Source organism: Vreelandella malpeensis (genome assembly GCF_020622355.1).
GTDB classification, from domain to species: domain Bacteria; phylum Pseudomonadota; class Gammaproteobacteria; order Pseudomonadales; family Halomonadaceae; genus Vreelandella; species Vreelandella malpeensis.
In genome coordinates this window covers 65,907-86,472 of record NZ_WHVL01000006.1, presented here as the reverse complement: position 1 = coordinate 86,472, position 20,566 = coordinate 65,907, and the positions used below count along the sequence as shown (strand labels likewise).

The following is a 20,566-nucleotide window of genomic DNA, read 5'->3' as shown; positions in this document are numbered from 1 at the left end:
ACGTTGGTCGCGTTGTGATAATGTCAGACATTTACTAGACTCCTTGCATCTGCCGCCTGCGGCTTTGTTCAGGAGCCTGCATGTCCCTCGATGCCCTGCCCGCCCATACCGGCAACGCCGACGAACTCGCCCGCCTGCTCGCCCGGGCGCTATTGAGCGGGCGCTGGCGCCCCGGCGAGACGTTTCCCAAGGAGCTGGACCTGGCCCGGCACTTCGCCGTCAGCCGCAACCAGGTCCGCAATGCCCTGGCTCGCCTGACCGCCGCCGGACTTCTGGAGCGCACCGCCGGGCGCGGCACCGTGGTGCGCGCGCTCAGCGAATGGCACCTGCTCGACCCGACCATCAGCGAGTGGATGACGGGACTGACCCGGCTCGACCCCGCATTGATTCGCGCCATCTACGCCTTTCGCCTGTCTGCCGAGCCTGCCGTGGCAGCGCTCGCCGCGCGCACGGCGCGCCCCGAGGATCTCGAGTGCCTGCGCCAAGCCTACGACGGCATGGCCGAAAGCGCCGAGCAGGACCGCCAGCGCCACGCCGAGTTCGACGTGCGCTTTCACGATGCCATCTACCAGGCGAGCGACAACCTGGTGTGGCGCCAGGTCGGCCACCTGCTGCGCCCGTGCATCATGGCCCTGGTGCAGGACTCACAGAGCCGGCTCGACACCCTGGCCGACAGCCTCACGCGCCATCGCCGCCTGATGGACGCAATCATTCAGGGCGACGAACAGGCGGCCTCCCACGCCGCCCGCGAGGTGCTGCTGCGCACCGCCCGGGATCTCGAGATCGCTTTCGAATGACGCCCATCTTCCCACGACCACAGGAGTTTCTATGAAGATCACGCGCCTCAAGACCTGGCAAGTGCCGCCACGCTGGCTGTTTCTCAAGATCGAAACCGACGAAGGCTGCTACGGCTGGGGCGAGCCTGTGATAGAAGGCCGCGCCGCAACGGTCGAGGCCGCCGTGCACGAGCTTGCCGACTACCTGATCGGCCAGGACCCGCACCGCATCGAGCACCTGTGGAACACCCTCTACCGCGCCGGCTTCTACCGCGGCGGGCCGATTCTGATGAGCGCGATCGCCGGCATCGACCAGGCGCTGTGGGATCTGAAGGGGCGCGATTTGGGCGTGCCGGTGCACCAGCTTCTGGGCGGCGCGGTGCGCGACAAGATGCGCATGTACGCCTGGACCGGCGGCGACCGCCCCAGTGACGTTGGTGCCGGGGCCAAGGCGCTGGTCGACAAGGGCTTTACCGCTTTCAAGATGAACGGCACCCCGGAGATGCAGATCGTCGACTCACACCGAAAGATCGATGAAGCCGTGGCGCGGGTGCGCGAGGCGCGGGAAGCGGTGGGCCCGGACGTCGGCATCGGTATCGACTTTCACGGCCGCGTGCACCGGCCGATGGCCAAGGCGCTTTTGCGCGAGCTGGAACCTTATCACCCGATGTTCGTCGAGGAGCCGGTGGCGCCGGAGCACCTGCCGTGCTTGAAGGAGATCGCCGGCGGGCTTGGCTATCCGCTCGCCACCGGCGAGCGCCTGCATACCCGCTTCGAGTTTCGCGATCTTTTGCAGGACGGCATGATCGATATCGTCCAGCCGGATCTCTCCCACTGCGGCGGCATCAGCGAAGGACTCAAGATCGCCGCGCTCGCCTCGGCCTATGATGTAGCACTGGCGCCCCACTGCCCGCTAGGCCCACTGACGCTGGCCGCGTCGCTCCAGCTCGACGCGGTGAGCCACAACGCCTTCATCCAGGAGCAGAGCATGGGCATCCACTACAACCAGGGCAACGATGTGCTTGACTATCTGGTGGATAAAACGGCGCTTTCGATCGAGGACGGCTTCTGCGCCATTCCAAAGGGCCCCGGGCTCGGGGTGGAGATCGACGAGGCGTTCGTCGAAGAGCGCGCCAAGACCGGCCACCGCTGGCGCAACCCGGTGTGGAGCCACGAGGATGGCTCGATCGCCGAATGGTGAGGAAAGCGACATGACCGACAAAAGCGACAACGTGGGCAAGCGCCTGGCCTGGATCGCCGCGGACTGGGGCTCCTCCAACCTGCGAGTGTGGGCGATGGATGGCGACGACCGGGTGATCGATCGCGCCCGCAGCGAGAAAGGCATGCTGGCCCTCTCCCCCGCCGAGTACGAAGCGGAGCTTCTGCGCCTGGTGAACGATTGGCTGCCCGAGCGAACGGTGCGCGTGGTGGTCTGCGGCATGGCCGGCGCCCGCCAGGGCTGGCAGGAGGCAGCCTACCTGGCGCTTCCCGCCGCGCTTGACCGGCTGAGCCAGGCGGCGGTTCGCCCCCGGATGCAGGACCAGCGGCTCGAGGTCGTGATCCTGCCCGGCGCGAGCCAGCGTGCCCTCGACGGTTCCGGATTCGATGTGATGCGCGGCGAGGAGACCCAGCTCGCCGGGCTGCTCGCCACCGCCCCCGGTTTCACCGGCCTTGCCTGCCTGCCCGGCACCCACTCGAAATGGGCGCGCCTTGACGATGGTGCCCTTACCCGCTTCGCCACGTACCTCACCGGCGAGCTTTATGAGCTGCTGGCCGGCCATTCGGTGCTACGCCATTCGGTCACGCCGGACCTGGACGACGAGGCCTGCCGCGACGCCTTTCGTCAGGCGGTACGTGAAAGCGTCGACCAGCCGGAGCGCTTCACCAACGCGCTGTTCACCCTGCGCGCCCGGGACCTGCTCGACACCACGCTGCCCGGCGGCGAGCGGCGCGGGCAGCTACTCGGCGCACGGCTCTCGGGGCTCGTCATCGGCCAGGAGCTGGCCGATGCCACGCGAAACCTGCCCCGGGACGAGCCTGTGACGCTGATCGGCGGCGCAGTGCTGACCCGGCGCTACACGCAGGCCTTGGAAGCACTCGAGCGCCCCTGCACGATCCTGGACGGCGACGCCGCCGTGCTCGCCGGGTTGACCCTCGCCCACCGCACGCTCACCGACTGAAGGAGGTTCCATGACGCTTCCCCTGATAGGCATTCTGCGCGGCGTGACGCCGAGCGAGGCGGTCGACATCGCCCACGCACTGCTCGAGGCGGGCATCACCCGCATCGAGGTCCCGCTCAACTCACCTTCGCCGCTCGAGAGTATCGCGCTGCTCGCCGAGCGTTTCGGCGACCGGGCATTGATTGGCGCCGGCACGGTGCTCACCCCCGCCCAGGTGAAGAAAGTGCATGCCGCCGGCGGACGCCTGATCGTTTCGCCCAACGCTCGCACGGCAGTGATCGAGGCCGCCCGAGCGCTCGACATGCAGAGCTTTCCCGGCATCGTCACTCCCTCCGAGGCGTTCGACGCGCTCGATGCCGGCGCCACCGGGCTCAAGCTCTTTCCGGCGGTGCAGGTCGGTATCGAGGGTATGAAGGCAGTGCGCGCGGTACTGCCACCAGGCACCCTGCTCTACGCGGTCGGCGGCATCGGCGAGAACAACTTCGCCGAGTGGCGAGCCGCCGGCGTGGACGGCGCGGGGCTCGGAAGCGCGCTCTACAAGCCCGGCCAGAGCGCCGGGCAAGTGGGTCACCAGGCTAAAGCACTGGTGCGCGCCTGGCAGGCAGCGGGAGGCGACAATGAATGACACGCTGCAAGCAGCGCTCGGGGTGGATTGCCGCTGCGAGCTCGGCGAAGGCCCCCAGTGGCAGGGGCAAAGCGTCCGACTCTACTGGTGCGACATAATCCAAAAGCAGCTCCACTGGCTGGAGCCTACGACCCAGGCGCACGCAAGCATCCAGCTCGAGCGCATGGTCTCCTGCGCCGCCCCGGTCGATGATGGCCGACTGCTGCTGGTGGGCGAAAACCAGCTGACGCTGTTCGACCCGAAAAGCCGGACGCAAACCCCGCTGATGGCGTTCGAGGCGGACAACCCGGTCACCCGCAGCAACGATGCCCGGGTCGACCGGCACGGCAGCCTCTGGCTCTCCACCATGGGCAAGAACGCCGAACCCGGCGCGGGCAGCCTTTACCGCCTTCACCGGGGCAAGCTTCATACTCTGCGCTCGGGGCTGACCATTCCCAACGCGATCTGCTTCTCGCCTACGGGCGACACCGCCTACTTCACCGATACGCCGACCGGCAGGGTGCTGCGCTGGGCGCTGGACGCCGAGGGCTTTCCCACCGGCGAGCCGACCCTCTTCGCAGACTTTTCCGAGCGCGAAGGCAATCCGGACGGCGCGGTGATCGATGAGCAAGGCTTGATGTGGCTGGCCCTGTGGGGCGCGGGCAAGGTGGTGCGCCTGAACGAGCGCGGCCAGATTACCCGCGAGATCACGCTCCCGGTCAGCCAGCCCTCCTGCCCGGCTTTCGGCGGCCCGGCCCTCGACACGCTCTATATCACCACGGCGCGCGAGGGGCTGAGCGAGAAGGCGCTGGCCGAGGCACCGTTGTCAGGCTCGCTCTTTCAGGCAAGCCCCGGCGTCAAAGGGCTCGCCGAGCCGCCCCTTCGCCTGAATTGAAGCGCCTTGAATGCAAGGAGCCCCGCCGAAGCGGGGCTCCTTGCGTTTGGATGGGTCACACCCCGGCGAAACTGATATACATCACGATTACCAGCACCACTAGCACGATACCCACGGGCACGGCACCTTTCCAAGGGGTGAGGTCGACGTCACCGGTGTCCTGCTGGACCCAATCGGTCTCGCGCGGGCGCAGCTTGCCGATGACCAGCATGATGACAACCAGCAGCGCGAACACCAGGGCCACGAAGTGGAACTCGTGCATCACTTCAGGGAGCAATGTGAACGGCGGTACGAAGTAGCCGGCGGCGATCATCAGGCAGCCCCCGACCAGCGCGATCTTGGCGGCCATGGGGGGGACGCGCTTGGTCAGAAGCCCGACGATCACCACGGCGAGGATCGGGATGAAGTAGATCGCGTTCATCTTCTGCAGGTAGCCGAACAGGCTCTCCTGGCCCGCCAGCAGCGGCGCGATGATCATGGTGACGACCGCCATGATCCAGCCGAACACCTTGCCGGACTTGACTACCTGGACCTCGGTGGCCTCCGGGTTGAGCACGCCCTTGTAGATGCCTAGGCTGAAGATGGTGGTGGTGCTGTTGAGCGCCGAGTTGAACGAGGAGAGGATCGCGCCGACCATGACTGCGGCGAAGAAGCCGGTCAGGTACGGCGGCAGCACGTTGAACACGAGATAGCCGTAGGCTTCGTCGGCACGCACGCCCTCGTCGAAGTAGAGGTGGTAGGCGATGATGCCTGGCAGCACCAGATAGAGCGGGCCGAGCAGCTTGAAGAAACCGGTCAGCAGTACGCCCTTTTGACCTTCGGCGAGATTTTTCGCGGCGAAGGTACGCTGAATGATCTGCTGATTGGTACTCCAGTAGAACAGATTGATCAAGAATACCCCGGTAAACAGGGTGAAGAACGGCACCTGCTGCTCGGATCCGCCGATGGAGTTCAACTGCTCCGGGTTGGTCTCTTTGAGGATGCTCCAGCCTTCCATGACCCCCGCCCCGTCGCTGACCGCCTGCAGGCCGAAGTAGCCGATCACGAAACCGCCGACCAGAAGGCCCGCCCCGTTCAGAGTGTCGGAGACCGCGACGGTGCGAAGCCCGCCGAACAGCGCGTAGACGGCGCCGATGATGCCGACGATCCAGACCGTCAGCCATAAGAGCGTGGTGGTCGACTCGATGCCGGTGAGCCCGGGCAGATCGAGCATGCCCTGAAGGCCGATGGCGCCGGAGTAGAGGATGATCGGCAAGAGGATGACCGCGTAGGCGATCAGGAAGATCACGTTGGTGATCAGCTGGGTGGTCTTGTCGAAGCGAATCTCGAGCAGCTGCGGGAGCGTGGCGATGCCGCTTTTCAGAAAGCGCGGCAGGAAAAAGAGCGCCAGCGCTACCAGGGCGATCACCGCCACCACTTCCCAGGCCATCACGCTCAGGCCGTCGGCAAACGCCGCGCCATTGAGCCCCACCATCTGCTCGGTGGAGAGGTTGGTCATCAGAAGCGACCCGGCGATCAGCGGGAAGGTCAGGCTGCGCCCGGCCAGGAAATAGCCGCTGGTACTGGAGTGGTCGTCACGGCGCGTGATACGCCAGGTCACGAAGGCGACGAGCCCCGTGAAGAAGAGAAAGGATGCCAGGGTCAACAGATGCATGTTCGCTCACCTCCATGTAGTCCACACGGCACGGCCGTGCCTATATGTCAGACAATATGAAGGTATCTTAGGCTAATCGATTCAGCCGGGTTATCCCTCTTTGGTCGTAACGCTGCTAACGACATCGGCGCCGATCAATTGCATAAAAAAAACCCAGGCGGCTGGCCTGGGTCGTTTGGTTTGGCGATAAGCGGTCAGTGATGAAAGCGTTCGGCGGCCTCCCGGGCGAGCTTCTTGATGCCGGCCCAATCCTCGGCCTCGACCAGCGACTTGGGCGTCAGCCAGGAGCCACCGACGCACATCACGTTGGGAAGTTTCAAATACTCCTCGGCGTTGTCGAGTGTGATGCCGCCGGTCGGGCAGAAACGCGCCTCGCCGATCGGCCCGCCGATCGCCTTGATCGCCTTGGCGCCGCCGCTCGATTCCGCGGGAAAGAACTTGAAGCGCCGGTAGCCGTACTGCCAGCCGGCCATAAGCTCGGACACCGTGGAAACGCCGGGCAGCATCGGCACCGGACTTTCCACGCCGTAGCGGTAGAGCGCCTCGGTGGTGCCGGGCGTGACGATGAAGTCCGCGCCGACCTCTTCGGCCTGACGGTACTGGGCGGGGGTCAGCACGGTGCCCACGCCGATGCTGGCGCCGGTCAGCTCCTTCTTCATGCGCTTGATGGCTGCCAGCGCGCAGTCGGTGCGCAGCGTCACTTCCAGCACGGTGATGCCGCCCTCTACCAGCGCGCGCCCCATCGGCACGGCGTCCTCGAGGCGGTCGATGGTGATGACCGGGATAACCTCGGCCTTGAGGCAGATGCTGTCGAGCTCTGCGGTGCGCGTGGAAGGCAGCTGTTTGTCGATACTCATGTCGGTCTCCAGGTCAAAATCGAACGCTTGCGGGGCGCAGAGTCAAGGCGCCCAGTAGATGGCCAGCGGGCAGCTCAGAAAGGCACGGACGGGGAGCACGCGAACATCGTCCCCCGCCAGGGCAGTGCCGAGCACGGCGCGCTTGTCATCGCCGGTGATGTGGAGAAAATGTCTGCGCGCCTGGTGCAGGCGATCGGCGCTCAAGGTAATACGCGGCTGGGGCTGGCTCGGCGTGCGCACCGCCACCAGCGCCTCGTCGGTGGTCATGGCAAGGCCGAGCTCGGGGCTATCCGGGAACAGCGACGCCGTGTGGCCATCGCCGCCCATGCCGAGGATGACCACACTGGCCGGCCAGGCGAGCGGCTCGATGCGCCGGGTGACCTCTTCCACACCCTGCTCCGGCGTTTCGGCTTCGCTGGTCAAGGGGATGAAGTCGGCGCTTGCCGCCTCCCCCACCAATAGATGCTCGCGTACCAACCGCGCGTTGCTGTCCTGGCTTTGTGCCTCGACCCAGCGCTCGTCGGCCAGCGTCACCTGAACCCGCGCCCAGGGCAGCGGCCTGGCGGCCAGCGCCTGGAAGAACAATATCGGGGTGGAGCCACCGGAGACGACCAGCAGCACGTTTTGCTGGCGCTCCAGATCCTCCACCAGGGCCTGGTGAACTGCTTCAGCCAACTGTTCGGCCAGCGCCTTGCGTAGCTCGCTCATGTCAGTAGTCCTCGTACCAGCTGCGTCCGTCCTGGGTGATCATGGCGATCGACGCCACCGGCCCCCAGGAGCCGGCAGGGTAACGCCGCGGCGGCGTTTCGCGAGTTTTCCAACCCTCGATGAGCTGGTCGCACCAGCGCCAGGCGAACTCGACCTCGTCGCGACGCACGAAGAGATACTGCTGCCCTTTCATCACTTCCAGAAGCAGCCGCTCGTAGGCGTCCGGGATGCGCGACTTGGGAAAGGCGCTGTTGAAATCCAGATGCAAGGGCCCCGGTCGCAGGCGCATGCCCTTGTCCAGGCCGCTGTCCTTGGTGAGTACCTGCAGTGCAATGCCCTCTTCGGGCTGCAGGCGAATGATCAGCTTGTTGGAAGCGATATCGCGCTGGTCCGGGTCGAAGATGTAGTGCGGCTGCTGGCGAAAGTGGATGACGATCTGGGAAAGCTTCTCGGGCATGCGCTTGCCGGTGCGCAGGTAGAACGGCACGCCGGCCCAGCGCCAGTTGGCCACCTCGGTCTTCATCGCCACGAACGTCTCGGTGCGACTTTCGGTATTGGCGTCCTCTTCTTCGAGATAACCCGGCACCGCCTGACCGTCGCTGGTACCGGCAATGTACTGGCCGCGCACCACGTCGCGCCCCAGCGCCTCGCCGGTGAAGGGCTTGAGCGCCTTGAGCACCTTGACCTTCTCGTCGCGAATGGCATCGGCGTCGAGATTCGAGGGTGGGTCCATGGCGATCAGGCAAAGAAGCTGCAGGAGGTGATTCTGCACCATGTCTCTAAGCTGGCCGGCGTCGTCGAAGTAACCCCACCGCCCTTCGATGCCGACTTTCTCAGCCACAGTGATCTCGACGTGGGAAATGTGGTTCTGGTTCCACTGGGTGCCGAACAGCGGATTGGCAAAGCGCAGCGCGATCAGGTTCTGCACCGTCTCCTTGCCGAGATAATGGTCGATGCGGTAGACGCGCTCCTCCGGAAACACCGCGCCGATGGCATCGTTGATCGCCTGAGAGGACTCGAGGTCGTAGCCGATCGGCTTCTCGACCACCACGCGGCTGTCGTCATCGAGGCTGCCGCTTTCACCCAGGTGATGGCAGATGTCACCGTAGATGCGCGCGGCCACCGACAGGTACACCACCATGGGGCGTTTGGCGCCTTCACGCCACTGCTTGATGCCGGCGTAGCCGTCGAGGCTCTTGAAGTCGAGTTTCAGGTACTCTAGCCGGTTCAGAAACCGCTCCTGGCAGATAGCGTCCTGCTCATCAGGCTTCAGGCGCTTTTCGAGCGCGGCGCCGACCAGCCGGCGAAAGCCTTCGGTGTCATGCTCCTGGCGGGCGAGGCCGAGAATGCGGGTCTGTTCGGGCATCAGCCCTTCCCGGTCGAGGTGATAAAGCGCAACGAAGAGCTTGCGCAGGGCAAGGTCTCCTAAGGCACCGAACAGCACCAGATCGATCGCGTGCTGGGGATCACCCAACAAAGATGGGGACTGACTCATCGTGACTCCTTGAATCCTGGCGCCGCAAGACGTCGTTTAATTACCTAAAATTTATCCGATAGCGGCGGTCATGCGCAATGAATGGATGTAATTTTACTACTAAACGCTAACCCAACGGCTAGCGGGCCGATAGTCGACGATACTGCACAACGCGGGCGCCCGGCGTCGAGCGCCTCGACACTTTTTACAGACTTTTTATGTCGTCGCATGCTCAGATGACAACGTTGCGTCGATCGAGGCCCCGTCATGTCCTTTTCCCACCCGAGTGTCGCCTATTCGCGTGAGGCCATTCGCCACTGGGCGCCGATCCTGCGGATCGTCGCAGTGCTGTGGATGGTCCTGGCACTGTTCATGCTGCTGCCGCTGATCGTTTTGATTCTGGAGCGCGATCCGGATGCCTACGCCTTTCTCGAGGCGATAGCGATCGTGCTGGGGCTTTCCGGCGCCGCTCTCGCCGTGACCCACCGCGTGCCTATGGAGCTGAAACCTTGGCAGATGTTCGTGCTGACCGCCGCCAGCTGGGCAAGCGTGAGCCTTTTGGCGAGCCTGCCGTTGATTCTCGGAGCGCCGGCCCTCAGCCTCACCAACGCGGTGTTCGAGTCGGTCTCGGCGATCACTACCACCGGCTCCACGGTGATGGTGGGCATCGAGCACCTTTCCGATGGCCTCAAGCTGTGGCGAGGCCTGATGCAGTGGCTCGGCGGAATCGGCATCATCGTGATGGGGATCGCCATCCTGCCCTTTCTCAAGGTAGGCGGCATGCGCCTTTTTCACACCGAATCCTCGGACTGGTCGGAGAAGGTGCTGCCGCGCACCGGCGGCATCGCCAAGGCCACACTGGGCATTTACGTCGGCCTCTCGCTGTTGGCCATGGCGAGCTACTGGTTGGGCGGCATGCAGCCGCTGGATGCCATCGTGCACGGCATGACGTCGCTGGCCACCGGCGGCTTCGCCAACTCCGACACCTCTTTCGGCGCTTACGCCGACAAGCCCTTGCTATTGTGGATGGGCAGTTTTTTCATGCTATGCGGCGCGTTACCCTTTGTGCTTTACATCCGTTTTCTACGCACCTCTCGCGCCGCGCTCTGGCAAGACCAGCAGGTACGCGGGCTGCTGAAACTGCTGTTGGCAGCGATCATGGTGCTAAGTGTTTGGCGCGTGCTTCAGGGCGACCCCTGGTTCGCCTCGCTGACCCACGTCACCTTCAACGTGATTTCGGTGGTCACCACCACCGGCTACGCCTCGGACGACTATACGCTTTGGGGGGCGCTGCCCGTGGCGGCGTTCTTCTACCTCACCTTCGTTGGCGGCTGCAGCGGTTCGACCAGTGGAGGCATGAAGATGTTTCGCTTCCAGATCGCGCTGTTTATGCTGCGCAACCAGCTGCGCTACCTGATTCATGCCAACGGAGTATTTACCACGCGCTACAACGGCCAGCCGGTGACCAGCGACATCTCCCGGGGCGTGGTCGCTTTTTCGTTCTTCTTCTTCATCACCATCGCGGTGCTGGCGCTTTCGCTCTCCGCGCTCGGGCTCGACCTGGTCACCGCAGTGACGGGCGCGGCCACGGCGGTGGCCAACGTCGGCCCGGGCCTTGGCGATGTCATCGGCCCGGCGGGCAACTTCTATACCCTGCCGGCGGCAGCCAAGTGGCTTCTGTGCCTGGGCATGCTGATGGGCCGGCTCGAGATTCTCACCGTTGTAGTGCTGATGACGCCGATGTTCTGGCGGCGCTGACCCAAGGAGGTCCCTTGCCATCCTGGTATCGTCTTCCCCGCCGTCGCGAGCTTGGCTGCGTGCTGATGGCCAACCTGCTGGCGCTGATCGCAAGCTGGGGGCTGAATGCCTGGCTGGCGCTGGCCGACCTGTCGCTGGTGTTCCTGAGCGCCGTGCTGGCCTGCGCGGTGCTTGCAAGCGGCCATGCCGCGGTACTGAGCGCACTGGTCGGGTTCGTCACCTTCAATTTCTTCTTTACCGAGCCGCGCTACTCGCTGTTGGTGTCCGAACGCGAGCAGCTGCTGACACTCTGCTTCTTCCTGCTGGTCGCGCTGGTGGTAGGCCGGGTCGCCGGTGAAAGCCGCCGTCGCATGCAGGCACTCGGTGCCGCGCGCCTGGCCGAGGAGCGCGAGCGGCTGCGCTCGGCGCTGCTGGCTTCCGTCTCCCACGACCTGCGCACGCCACTTGCCTCGATCATCGGTGCGGCCAGCTCGCTGCGCGCCCTGGATGCGCAGTTGAGTCCCGCCGACCGGCGCGAGCTGCTCGATAGCGTGCTCGGCGAGAGCCAGCGCCTGGACCGCTACATTCAGAACCTGCTGGACATGACGCGCCTGGGCCACGGCGAGCTCAAGATCGAGCGCGACTGGGTATCGCTCGACGACATGGTCGGCTCGGCCCGCCGCCGCCTGGCCTCGGCGCTGGAGGGAGTGGCGCTCCTCCAGCGCTGGCCGGCGGGCAGCCTGCCCCTGCTGTACGTTCATCCGGCGCTGATCGAGCAGGTCCTGGTCAACGTGCTGGAAAACGCCGCGCGCTTCTCGCCGCCGGGCGGCACGCTCGAGATGAGCGCCGCCACCGACGAGACGGCGAGTCACATGATCATCGCCTTGACCGACCAGGGCCCTGGTATCGACCCGACCATGCGCGAGAAGGTATTCGAGATGTTCTACACCGGCGACGGCAGCCCTCACGGCAGCGGCCTGGGCCTTGCGATCTGCAAGGGAATGGTGAGCGCCCATGGTGGCGAGATAGCCGCTGAGGCCGGTCCCGAAGGGCGTGGCACGACCATGGTGATTCGTCTGCCGCTTCGCCCTTACACGGCGCCGTCCGGCGCGGGATACGACGCATGAACGAGACTTTCCGCGTGCTGGTCGTGGACGACGAGCGCGCCATTCGCCAGTTTTTGCGCATCAGTCTGAGCTCCCAAGGCTTCGCGGTGAGCGAAGCTGCGACCGGCGCACAAGCCATCGAGACCGTGCTGGCATCATCAGGCGAGCCGATCGATCTTGTGCTGCTGGACCTGGGGCTTCCCGACATGGAGGGCCAAGCGGTGCTCGCCGCGATACGCCGCGCAAGCAACGTGCCGGTCATCATCGTCTCGGTGCGCGGCCACGAAGCCGAGAAGGTGCAGGCGCTCGACGCAGGCGCCAACGATTACGTCACCAAGCCTTTCGGTATCGAGGAGCTTCTGGCCCGCGTACGCGCCTTGCTGCGCCGACCCGCCCTTGTCGGTCACGCCCGGCCCTACTGCTACGGCGAACTGCGCATCGAGCCGGCCGCGCGGCGCGTGACACTGGCCGGGCGCCCGGTGCGCCTGACGCCCAAGGAGTTCGCCGTGCTGACGCTCCTGGCCCACCAGGCGGGCCGCGTGGTAACCCAGACCCAGCTGCTTCGCCAGGTGTGGGGCGCCAGCCATCGAAACGATACCCACTACCTGCGCATCGTCGTCAGCCGACTGCGTCAGAAGCTCGGCGACGACCCGCACACCCCTCATCTGCTGCAAACCGAACCCGGCATCGGCTACCGGCTCCACGGCGAGCCCGAGTCTCAGGAGACGCTTCCATGAAAATCATCATTCTCGGCGCCGGCCAGGTCGGCGGGACCCTGGCCGAACACCTCGCGCGCGAAGAGAACGACATCACCGTGGTCGACACCGACGCGGCCAAGCTGCGTGAGTTGCATACCAAGCTCGACATTCGCACCGTCACCGGCGCTGGCTCCTACCCCATCGTGCTGCGCCAGGCCGGCTGTGAGGACGCCGACATGCTGATCGCCGTCACCAACTCCGACGAAGTCAACATGATCGCCTGCCAGGTCGCCCACACGCTGTTTCGCACCCCCACCAAGATCGCCCGCGTGCGCGCCACGCCCTATCTCACCCGCAAGGGCCTGTTCGCCCACGAGGCGATTCCCATCGACGTGCTGATCAGCCCCGAGCAGGTGGTCACCGACCACGTGCGCCGGCTGATCGAACACCCGGGCGCGCTTCAGGTGCTCGAGTTCGCCGGCGGGCTCGTTCAGCTCGTCGCGGTCAAGGCGTTCTACGGCGGCCCGCTGGTGGGCCAGGATCTTGCCTTTCTGGGCCGTCACATGCCCAATGTCGACACCCGGGTGGCGGCGATCTACCGCCGCAACCGGCCGATCATCCCGCGCGGCGATACCGTCATCGAGGCCGACGACGAGGTGTTCTTTCTCGCCGCAAGGCGTGACATCCGCGCGGTGATGAGCGAGCTAAGGCGAGTCGAGCGCGGCTTTCGCCGGGTGGTGATCGCCGGCGGCGGCAACATCGGCGAGCGCCTGGCAGAGCATCTCGAGCACAGCCACCAGGTCAAGATCATCGAGCACAGCCTCGAGCGCTGCACCACGCTCTCCGAGCGTCTCGACCGTACCGTGGTGCTGCACGGAAGCGCCACCAGCAAGCGGTTGCTGGAAGAGGAGAACATCGAGGATTGCGACATCTTCTGCGCGCTGACCAACGACGACGAGGTCAACATCATGTCGTCGCTTCTGGCCAAGCGGCTGGGAGCCAAGAAGGTGCTGACGCTGATCAACAATGCCGCCTACGTGGATCTCGTCCAGGGCGGCGAGATCGACATCGCGATCTCGCCCCAGCAGGCGACCATCGGCAGTCTTTTGACCCACGTGCGCCGGGGCGACATCGTCAACGTGCACTCGCTCAGACGCGGGGCCGCCGAGGCGATCGAGGCGATCGCCCACGGCGACAGGAACTCCTCCAAAGTGGTGGGCCGGGCGGTGCGCGACATCGAGCTGCCCGAAGGCACCACCATCGGGGCGATGGTACGCGGCAAGGAGGTGATCATCGCCCATGGTGACGCGGTGGTGGAGAGTGGCGATCACGTGATCCTGTTCGTGATCGACAAGCGCCGGATTCGCGACGTCGAGCGGCTCTTCCAGGTCGGGCTGACGTTCTTTTGAGCGCCGCCCGCTAGATCTCCACCGCGCGACCGATGTACTCGATCGGCCCGGTGGGCAGTCCTGTGGGGGAACCTGTCGCATCTTCCATGGTGAGCTCGAAGAGCTGGTTGTCCTCGAGCGGTGGCAGATCATCCAAGTCCAGGCGAATGGGCTGGCCGGGCTCGACCAGTCCCAGTGACACAGGCTGCTGCCAGTCGTCGGCCTTGGTCCAGAACTCCAGCGCCTTGCCCTCGGGCACCTCGAAGGTACCAAGCGGAATCAGCTCGATCTGGCGGCGGTTGGCGGCCTGCACCACCCAGCCGGCGGACTGGTTCTGCGGCGCGAGCAGCACCACCATGTATTCGGGGGTCGCCGGGGCCGCCGGGCGAAGGAACAGCAACGCGGCCATGACAACGCTTGCGGCAAGTCCCAGCCCTGCCGCCGCGCGCCAGACCCCGAGGCGCTGCCAGACGCCCGGGCGAGCCACGCGAGGGCGCGACTGGCCAAGGCTTCGCTCGATGCGCGGCCACAGAAAATCACTCGGGGGGAGCGGTTCGGTCAGCGCGTTGTAGGGAAAGAAGCGCTCTTCCCAGGCGCGGACCGCGCGGGCGAGTTCGGGGTCGCGCTCCAGGCGCGCAGTGAGCGCCTGACGCTCCGCAAAGGACAGCGTGCCCAGCACGTACTCGCCGGCCAGGGCATGCTTGTCGTCGTGTTCGTTGACATCGTTCATGCCAGACACTCCCGTAAACGCACCAGGCTTCGCTTGATCCAGGCTTTCACCGTGCCCAGCGGCGCGCCGGTATGCTCGGCGATCTCGGCGTGACTCAAACCGTTGACATAGGCCTGGAGTACGCAGCTTCGCCGCTCGGCTTCGAGCTCTTTCAGACAGTCATCCATCCGCTGGCCGGTCTGCCAATCGAACGCCTCAAACGCCTGGCCTTCCGGGCGCGAAGTATCTTCCTGCTCGAGCTCATCCGGATCGAAGGCTGAATCGGGCATCCGGTCGCGGCGGCGAATCGCGTTCAGCGCCAGGTGACGCGCGATGCTGAAAATCCAGGTGCGAGCATTGCCACGCTCGGCATCGAAGGTCGCGGCGCGCTGCCAGATATTAAGAAAGGCGTCGTGGACGATATCCTCGGCCATCCCTCGGTCCTTGACGATGCGCTGTACCACGCCGAGCATCCGCGCGCCTTCCAGGCGGTAGAGCGCGTGCAGGGCATCGTGCTCGCCCCGGGCACAGCGTGCCAGCGTATCGTCGTAGTCGAATTCGGTGCTGAGATTGGACACCCGCATGCTCCCTCGTGGCGCGCCGGTGATGGTTGACGCTAAGGTAGCATAACGAGGAAGGGCCCGCTTAACGAGCCCTTCATTCAACTGTGACGAGGAGAACCGCTCCCCGTCCATGGCGCTTTTGCCTCGCAAGGCGACGGCGTCATTCAGCCATGTAGAAGTTGTAGTCCGCCTGATAGGTGACGATGGCGGTAGCGCCCTCGTGGTCGGCGTCACAGCCCATGCTCGGGGCCACGCCACCTTCGGTGTTCATGCGTTGAATGTAGCTCACGCCGGTCATCGCACCTTCACCTTCCGCAGGGTTGGCTTCGACCAGCTGAAGGGGAATGTTGCCTTCGCCGTTATCCGCGGTGGCAAGCTGGGTACCGGTGACCTTGGAGCCGTCCATCGCTTCCCAGGTAGCGGGCGGGCCGTAGTAGCTGCCGACCTGGTTGCCGTCGCTATCGTTGAGTGCCGCGCTCGGGCCCTTGAACACCCACTCGACGTCGCCGGAATCGTTGGTTTCACACATGTACTTGATGGTGCCCACGCCCACGGTTTCGAGGGCGACGGCGTGGCCATCCGGTACTTGAACGTCGTCTGACGATTGCGCCAGCGCCGCATGACTGAAGGTGGCCATCAAAGCTGTTGCCAGGGTCGCACGCGTTAGATGTTGAATACTCATTTCAGTCTCCTTAAACGGGTTGTGATCAACCGCTTCTTCCTCGGCGGCTGTAATAGGGATACACCCGGGCCCGCGCTTTGGATGCACTTTCTTGGATTTTTTTTGAATTTTTTTCAGAGGGCCTTTTAAGCCTCTTCTATCGGCAGGTCGCCTGCCGTGCGGACAAAAAAAGCCGTGGCCCGGGGCCACGGCTGATCGACGCCTTCGCGGGTTCTACTGCGCCGTCTTGTGCATGGCAAGCGCGGTATCCAGCATGCGGTTGGAGAAGCCCCACTCGTTGTCGTACCAGGCCATGATCTTCACCAGGCGACCGTTGACGCGGGTATGGTTGGCATCGAAGGTCGAAGAGTGCGCGTCATGGTTGAAGTCGATCGATACCAGCGGCTGGGTATTGACCGCCAGCACCTTGGAATTCGCCGCGGCCTTCTCGACGATGGCGTTGATCTCATCTTTCGAGGTATCCCGCGAGGCGGTGAAGGTCAGATCGACCAAAGATACGTTGATCACCGGCACGCGCACTGCCAGGCCATCGAGCTTGCCATCAAGTTCCGGGAGTACCAGGCCTACCGCGGCGGCGGCGCCGGTCTTGGTCGGAATCATCGAGTGGGTGGCGCTGCGCGCGCGGTATGGGTCGGAGTGGTAGACATCCGACAGGTTCTGGTCGTTGGTATAGGCGTGAACGGTGGTCATCAGCCCATTCTCGATGCCCACGGCATCGTTGAGCGCCTTGGCCACCGGCGCCAGACAGTTGGTGGTGCAGGAGGCGTTGGAGACCACCTTGTGCTCGGCGCGCAGGATGTCGTCGTTGACGCCGAACACGACGGTAGCGTCCGCATCCGGGCTAGGAGCGGAAATCAGCACGCGCGCCGCACCTGCCTCGAGATGCTTGGCGGCGGCTTCGCGCTTGGAGAAGAGTCCGGTGCACTCCATGACCAGATCCACGCCCAGCGCTTTCCAGGGGAGCTTGGCAGGATCGCGCTCGGAGGAGATCGCGATGCGATCGCCGTCCACGGTAATGCTTTCTTCATCGTGCTCGACGCTGAACGGGAAGTGACCGTGCACGGTATCGTGGCGCAGCAGATGGGCATTGAGCGATGCCTCGCCCAGGTCGTTGATCGCCACGACCTGGACTCGGTCGCGATAGCCGTTCTCGTAGAGCGCGCGCAACACGTTACGCCCGATCCGGCCAAAACCGTTGATTGCAATCTTAATGCTCATGGGGCACCTCGCCTGGATGATGGGGAAAACTGTAAACCAGATCTATTACAAACCATAGAAATTCGGTAAATAAATTACAAAAAGGTAGTCATTTAAAGCCATCGACAGCCACTTGCGGCCCTTTCCATATCACGAGCGACAGACCCAGACCGAATATGTAGTAAAATTACTATAAAAAAGCTATCGTAGTCCAACAGTTAATTGTCGCCTTCACCCCCGACTGACATCATGCATTCGCGCGCGTTCGCGTCGACCAAGGAGTCGCTTTCATGAGCACTACCGCCCCCTATACTCCCCTGCGCCGTACCAAGATCGTGGCCACCCTGGGACCGGCCAGCGATCGCCCCGGCGTGCTCGAGAAAATGATCCAGGCCGGCGTCGACGTGGTGCGACTCAACTTCTCCCACGGCAGCGCCGAGGATCACCGCCGCCGGCTCGAGCAGGTACGCGAGATCGCCGCGCGCCTCAACAAGAGCGTAGCGGCTCTGGGCGACCTGCAGGGCCCGAAAATCCGCATTGCGCGGTTCAAGGAAGGCGCCGTCCATCTCGACGTGGGCGATGCTTTCGTGCTGGACATGGCTCTCGATGGCCAAGCCGGCAGCGCCGAGCGCGTGGGCTGTGACTACAAGGCGCTGATCGATGACGTCGCCCCTGGCGACCGGCTGTTGCTCGACGACGGCCGCGTGGTACTCGATGTGACCACCATCGAAGGGCAGCAAGTGCATACCCGCGTGCACGTGGGCGGCAAGCTCTCCAACAACAAGGGCATCAACAAGCAGGGGGGCGGGCTTTCGGCGCCGGCGCTGACCGACAAGGACAAGGAGGATCTGAAGACCGCCGTGGCGATCGGTGTCGACTACCTGGCGGTGTCGTTTCCGCGCAGCGCCGAGGACATGATCGAGGCCCGCGCGCTGCTCGGCGAAGAGGGCCGCGAGATCGGCCTGGTTGCCAAGCTCGAGCGCGCCGAGGCGGTAGCCGATGACGCTACACTCGACGGCATCATCGTCGCCAGTGAGGCGGTGATGGTGGCCCGCGGCGACCTGGGGGTGGAGATCGGCGACGAAGCGCTGATCGGCACCCAGAAGCGCATCATCAAGCACGCCCGCACCCTCAACCGCGCCGTGATTACCGCCACGCAAATGATGGAGTCGATGATCGAGTCGCCCCTGCCCACCCGGGCTGAGGTATTCGACGTGGCCAACGCCGTGCTCGACGCCACCGATGCCGTGATGCTCTCCGCCGAGACCGCAGCGGGCGACTACCCGGTCGAAACCATCCAGGCGATGGACCGGGTGTGCCTGGGCGCCGAACGCGAGCGCGTTGCCCAGTCCTCCGGGCACCGCATCCACGAAGGCTTCGAGCGCATCGACGAGACCATCGCGCTCTCGGCGATGTACGCCGCCAACCACCTGGCCGGCGTGCGCGCCATCGCCTGCATGACCTCGACCGGCTACACGCCCTTGATCGCCTCACGCATCCGCTCGGCGCTGCCCATCGTGGGGCTTGCCCACAGCCCCGTCGCCCAGCGGCGCATGGCGCTCTACCGTGGCGTGGTGTCGATTCCCTTCGACACCAGCGAGATGGCCCCCACCGAGGTGAACGACCAGGCCATTGCGCTGCTCAAGGCGCACGGATTGGCGCGCCCGGGCGAGCATGTCATTCTTACCCGCGGCGATCACATGAACGCCCACGGCGGCACCAACACCCTGAAAGTGCTGGCGGTAGACGCCTGATCCCACCCCCGTTAACGATGCCAGGAGAGCACACCATGAACGATGCGCGCCCACCTCGCCAGGCCACGCGCCGGCTCGCTGCCACCAAGCGCATCGCGCTGATCGCCCACGACGGCAAGAAGAGCGAATTGATGGAGTGGGCGACGCGCTGGCAGAAGACCCTGAGCGGCCACACCCTGCTGGGCACCGGCACCACCGCCGGACGGCTGACCCGGGAGCTCGGTCTCGAGGTGGAGGGCCTGATGAGCGGCCCGCTTGGCGGCGACCAGCAGATCGGCGCCCGCATCGCCGAGCAGCGTCTGGATCTTCTGATCTTCTTCTGGGACCCCTTCGCCCCGCAGCCCCACGACCCGGATGTCAAGGCGCTGCTGCGCCTGGCGGCCCTGTGGAACGTGCCGGTGGCCTGCAACGCGGCCAGCGCCGACTTTTTGCTCTCCTCGCCCCTGCTTGACGAGGAGTACCTTCTGACGATGCCCGATGCCGAGGCCTGGGCCGAGGCGCGTCGCCCGGCCTAGCGCGTTCGCAGTGTCCGGGCGATCACGTGTCGCCCCGGCTGCGCGGCGCCTTCGATCGCCTCGAAAGCGCACTCAAGCGTACGCCGGGCCATCTGCTCGACATCCTGCGCCACGGTATTGACCGGTCGGGGCAGCAAATCCAGCAGCCGATGATCGCCGAAGGTGGCGAGCCCGACGTTGTCGGGTAGCCCGCCTCGGGCCAGAAAATAATCGAAGACCCCTTCCAGCAGCGTATACGAGGCGGTGATGATGGCCTCCACCGCCTCCCCTTCCGCGAACAATACCTCCATCAACCCTGCGGCCTCGACACGCTCGTAGCGCGCGGCGCTGAGCGGGCGTGCCGTGATGCCGCGACCTTCAAGCGCTGCCTTGAAGCCGGCGCGCCGCTCGCGACTGATGGAAAGCGCGGGCATCGCGTCGAGCCACGCGACCCGGCGGGTGCGGGCGCCGAGTATCGAGTGCGTCAGGCGTCGCGCGGCCTCGAAATCGTCGCTCACCACGCTTGCAAAGCGCGTATCGCAAAGCCCGCGATCGACCCCGACGATGCGCAGCCCCTCATCGGCAAGCTCGGGGTAGAACGCATCCTCCCGGTCCAGGCAGCTGGCGGTGATCAGCACCTCGCAGCGCTGGGCGCGAAGCGCAGCGGCCAGCGAGCGTTCGCGCTCGGCGCAGTCGTCGGAGCTCGCCACCAGAAGCTGGTAGCCGCGCTCGCGCGCGCCACGCTCCAGGCGCTTGGCAAGCCGGGCGTAGCTTGCGTTCTCGAGATCCGGCACGATCAGCCCGATCAGCCGGCTCGCCCCGCGCCTGAGCGCCGCCGCCTGAGGGTCGATGTGATAGCGGTGGGCGGCGACCACCGCCCTCACCTTCTCGATGGTGGCGGCGCTGATGCGGCGCTGCTCGGCCTGGCCGTTGATCACGTAGCTGGCCGTGGTTCGCGAGACGCCGGCAAGCCGGGCGATGTCGGCAAGTGTCATATCGAGTCCTCGTATTCAGGCCTTGAGTGTACCAGCGCCTTGACTAAGCCCCTACCAACGTCTAAAAACCCACCCCTTGTACCCGAAGGTGAATC

At 65.0% G+C, this 20,566-nt stretch carries 20 protein-coding genes; 11 read left to right on the top strand and 9 right to left on the bottom strand.

Features of this window, described 5'->3' with window-relative positions; all coding sequences use genetic code 11:
• Positions 1–80: 80 nt before the first annotated feature.
• From GEV37_RS13945 to GEV37_RS13925, 5 genes are read left to right on the top strand one after another with little or no spacing between them, the layout of a single operon-like run.
• Positions 81–797 carry a FadR/GntR family transcriptional regulator gene (locus GEV37_RS13945; RefSeq protein WP_227390876.1) on the top strand — a complete coding sequence of 239 codons (717 nt, stop codon included), beginning with the start codon at positions 81–83 and terminating at the stop codon, positions 795–797.
• 31 nt (positions 798–828) lie between these two features.
• Entirely contained in the window at positions 829–1,977 is a 1,149-nt protein-coding gene (gene dgoD, locus GEV37_RS13940; RefSeq protein ID WP_227390875.1) for a galactonate dehydratase, read from the top strand.
• Positions 1,978–1,987: 10 nt separating this feature from the next.
• Complete coding sequence (locus tag GEV37_RS13935) at positions 1,988–2,956, top strand: 2-dehydro-3-deoxygalactonokinase (protein ID WP_227390874.1); 969 nt, start codon at positions 1,988–1,990, stop codon at positions 2,954–2,956.
• Positions 2,957–2,966: 10 nt separating this feature from the next.
• Positions 2,967–3,581 carry a 2-dehydro-3-deoxy-6-phosphogalactonate aldolase gene (locus GEV37_RS13930; RefSeq protein WP_227390873.1) on the top strand — a complete coding sequence of 205 codons (615 nt, stop codon included), beginning with the start codon at positions 2,967–2,969 and terminating at the stop codon, positions 3,579–3,581.
• Positions 3,574–4,455 carry an SMP-30/gluconolactonase/LRE family protein gene (locus GEV37_RS13925; RefSeq protein WP_227390872.1) on the top strand — a complete coding sequence of 294 codons (882 nt, stop codon included), beginning with the start codon at positions 3,574–3,576 and terminating at the stop codon, positions 4,453–4,455. The genes GEV37_RS13930 and GEV37_RS13925 overlap by 8 nt, the downstream gene beginning before the upstream one ends.
• Before the next feature lie 55 nt (positions 4,456–4,510).
• Here the strand turns inward: GEV37_RS13925 and GEV37_RS13920 are convergent, their stop codons facing one another.
• From GEV37_RS13920 to zwf, 4 genes are all read right to left on the bottom strand, one after another.
• Positions 4,511–6,109 carry a solute:sodium symporter family transporter gene (locus GEV37_RS13920; protein WP_227390871.1) on the bottom strand — a complete coding sequence of 533 codons (1,599 nt, stop codon included), beginning with the start codon at positions 6,107–6,109 and terminating at the stop codon, positions 4,511–4,513.
• 194 nt (positions 6,110–6,303) lie between these two features.
• Positions 6,304–6,966 carry a bifunctional 4-hydroxy-2-oxoglutarate aldolase/2-dehydro-3-deoxy-phosphogluconate aldolase gene (locus tag GEV37_RS13915; protein WP_227390870.1) on the bottom strand — a complete coding sequence of 221 codons (663 nt, stop codon included), beginning with the start codon at positions 6,964–6,966 and terminating at the stop codon, positions 6,304–6,306.
• Between the two features lie 42 nt (positions 6,967–7,008).
• The gene (pgl, locus tag GEV37_RS13910) at positions 7,009–7,674 is read right to left on the bottom strand and encodes a 6-phosphogluconolactonase (protein ID WP_227390869.1); all 666 of its coding nucleotides are present in this window, start codon (positions 7,672–7,674) and stop codon (positions 7,009–7,011) included.
• Between the two features lies 1 nt (position 7,675).
• The gene (zwf, locus tag GEV37_RS13905; protein ID WP_227390868.1) at positions 7,676–9,169 is read right to left on the bottom strand and encodes a glucose-6-phosphate dehydrogenase; all 1,494 of its coding nucleotides are present in this window, start codon (positions 9,167–9,169) and stop codon (positions 7,676–7,678) included.
• A 246-nt stretch (positions 9,170–9,415) separates the two neighbouring features.
• Here zwf and GEV37_RS13900 point away from each other — a divergent pair, with 246 nt between their 5' ends.
• Genes GEV37_RS13900 through trkA form a run of 4 tightly spaced genes read left to right on the top strand, consistent with a single transcriptional unit; the run spans position 9,416 to position 14,098 of the window.
• Positions 9,416–10,906, top strand: coding sequence for a TrkH family potassium uptake protein (locus GEV37_RS13900; RefSeq protein ID WP_227390867.1), 1,491 nt, complete (start codon positions 9,416–9,418; stop codon positions 10,904–10,906).
• Positions 10,907–10,920: 14 nt separating this feature from the next.
• Positions 10,921–12,012 carry a sensor histidine kinase gene (locus GEV37_RS13895; protein ID WP_227390866.1) on the top strand — a complete coding sequence of 364 codons (1,092 nt, stop codon included), beginning with the start codon at positions 10,921–10,923 and terminating at the stop codon, positions 12,010–12,012.
• Positions 12,009–12,728, top strand: a complete 720-nt coding sequence (locus GEV37_RS13890; RefSeq protein WP_227390865.1) for a response regulator transcription factor — start codon at positions 12,009–12,011, stop codon at positions 12,726–12,728. The genes GEV37_RS13895 and GEV37_RS13890 overlap by 4 nt, the downstream gene beginning before the upstream one ends.
• Positions 12,725–14,098, top strand: coding sequence for a Trk system potassium transporter TrkA (trkA, locus tag GEV37_RS13885; RefSeq protein WP_227389686.1), 1,374 nt, complete (start codon positions 12,725–12,727; stop codon positions 14,096–14,098). Before GEV37_RS13890 ends, trkA begins: the two co-directional genes overlap by 4 nt.
• A 10-nt stretch (positions 14,099–14,108) precedes the next feature.
• Here trkA and GEV37_RS13880 read toward each other — a convergent pair whose 3' ends face one another.
• The 4 genes from GEV37_RS13880 to gap form a co-directional block, all read right to left on the bottom strand.
• Complete coding sequence (locus GEV37_RS13880) at positions 14,109–14,807, bottom strand: anti-sigma factor (protein WP_227390864.1); 699 nt, start codon at positions 14,805–14,807, stop codon at positions 14,109–14,111.
• Entirely contained in the window at positions 14,804–15,370 is a 567-nt protein-coding gene (locus GEV37_RS13875) for a sigma-70 family RNA polymerase sigma factor (RefSeq protein ID WP_227390863.1), read from the bottom strand. The genes GEV37_RS13880 and GEV37_RS13875 overlap by 4 nt, the downstream gene beginning before the upstream one ends.
• A gap of 139 nt (positions 15,371–15,509) precedes the next feature.
• Positions 15,510–16,031 carry a DUF3455 domain-containing protein gene (locus GEV37_RS13870; protein WP_227390862.1) on the bottom strand — a complete coding sequence of 174 codons (522 nt, stop codon included), beginning with the start codon at positions 16,029–16,031 and terminating at the stop codon, positions 15,510–15,512.
• A 213-nt stretch (positions 16,032–16,244) separates the two neighbouring features.
• Positions 16,245–17,249, bottom strand: a complete 1,005-nt coding sequence (gene gap, locus GEV37_RS13865) for a type I glyceraldehyde-3-phosphate dehydrogenase (protein ID WP_227390861.1) — start codon at positions 17,247–17,249, stop codon at positions 16,245–16,247.
• A 269-nt stretch (positions 17,250–17,518) separates the two neighbouring features.
• Here gap and pyk point away from each other — a divergent pair, with 269 nt between their 5' ends.
• The gene (gene pyk / locus GEV37_RS13860) at positions 17,519–18,982 is read left to right on the top strand and encodes a pyruvate kinase (protein ID WP_227390860.1); all 1,464 of its coding nucleotides are present in this window, start codon (positions 17,519–17,521) and stop codon (positions 18,980–18,982) included.
• 35 nt (positions 18,983–19,017) lie between these two features.
• Positions 19,018–19,497 carry a methylglyoxal synthase gene (locus GEV37_RS13855; protein WP_227390859.1) on the top strand — a complete coding sequence of 160 codons (480 nt, stop codon included), beginning with the start codon at positions 19,018–19,020 and terminating at the stop codon, positions 19,495–19,497.
• Here GEV37_RS13855 and cra read toward each other — a convergent pair.
• Positions 19,494–20,471: a catabolite repressor/activator gene (gene cra / locus GEV37_RS13850; protein ID WP_227390858.1), complete on the bottom strand. Its 978-nt coding sequence runs from the start codon at positions 20,469–20,471 to the stop codon at positions 19,494–19,496. The two genes, GEV37_RS13855 and cra, sit on opposite strands and share 4 nt — an antisense overlap.
• Positions 20,472–20,566 lie beyond the last annotated feature (95 nt).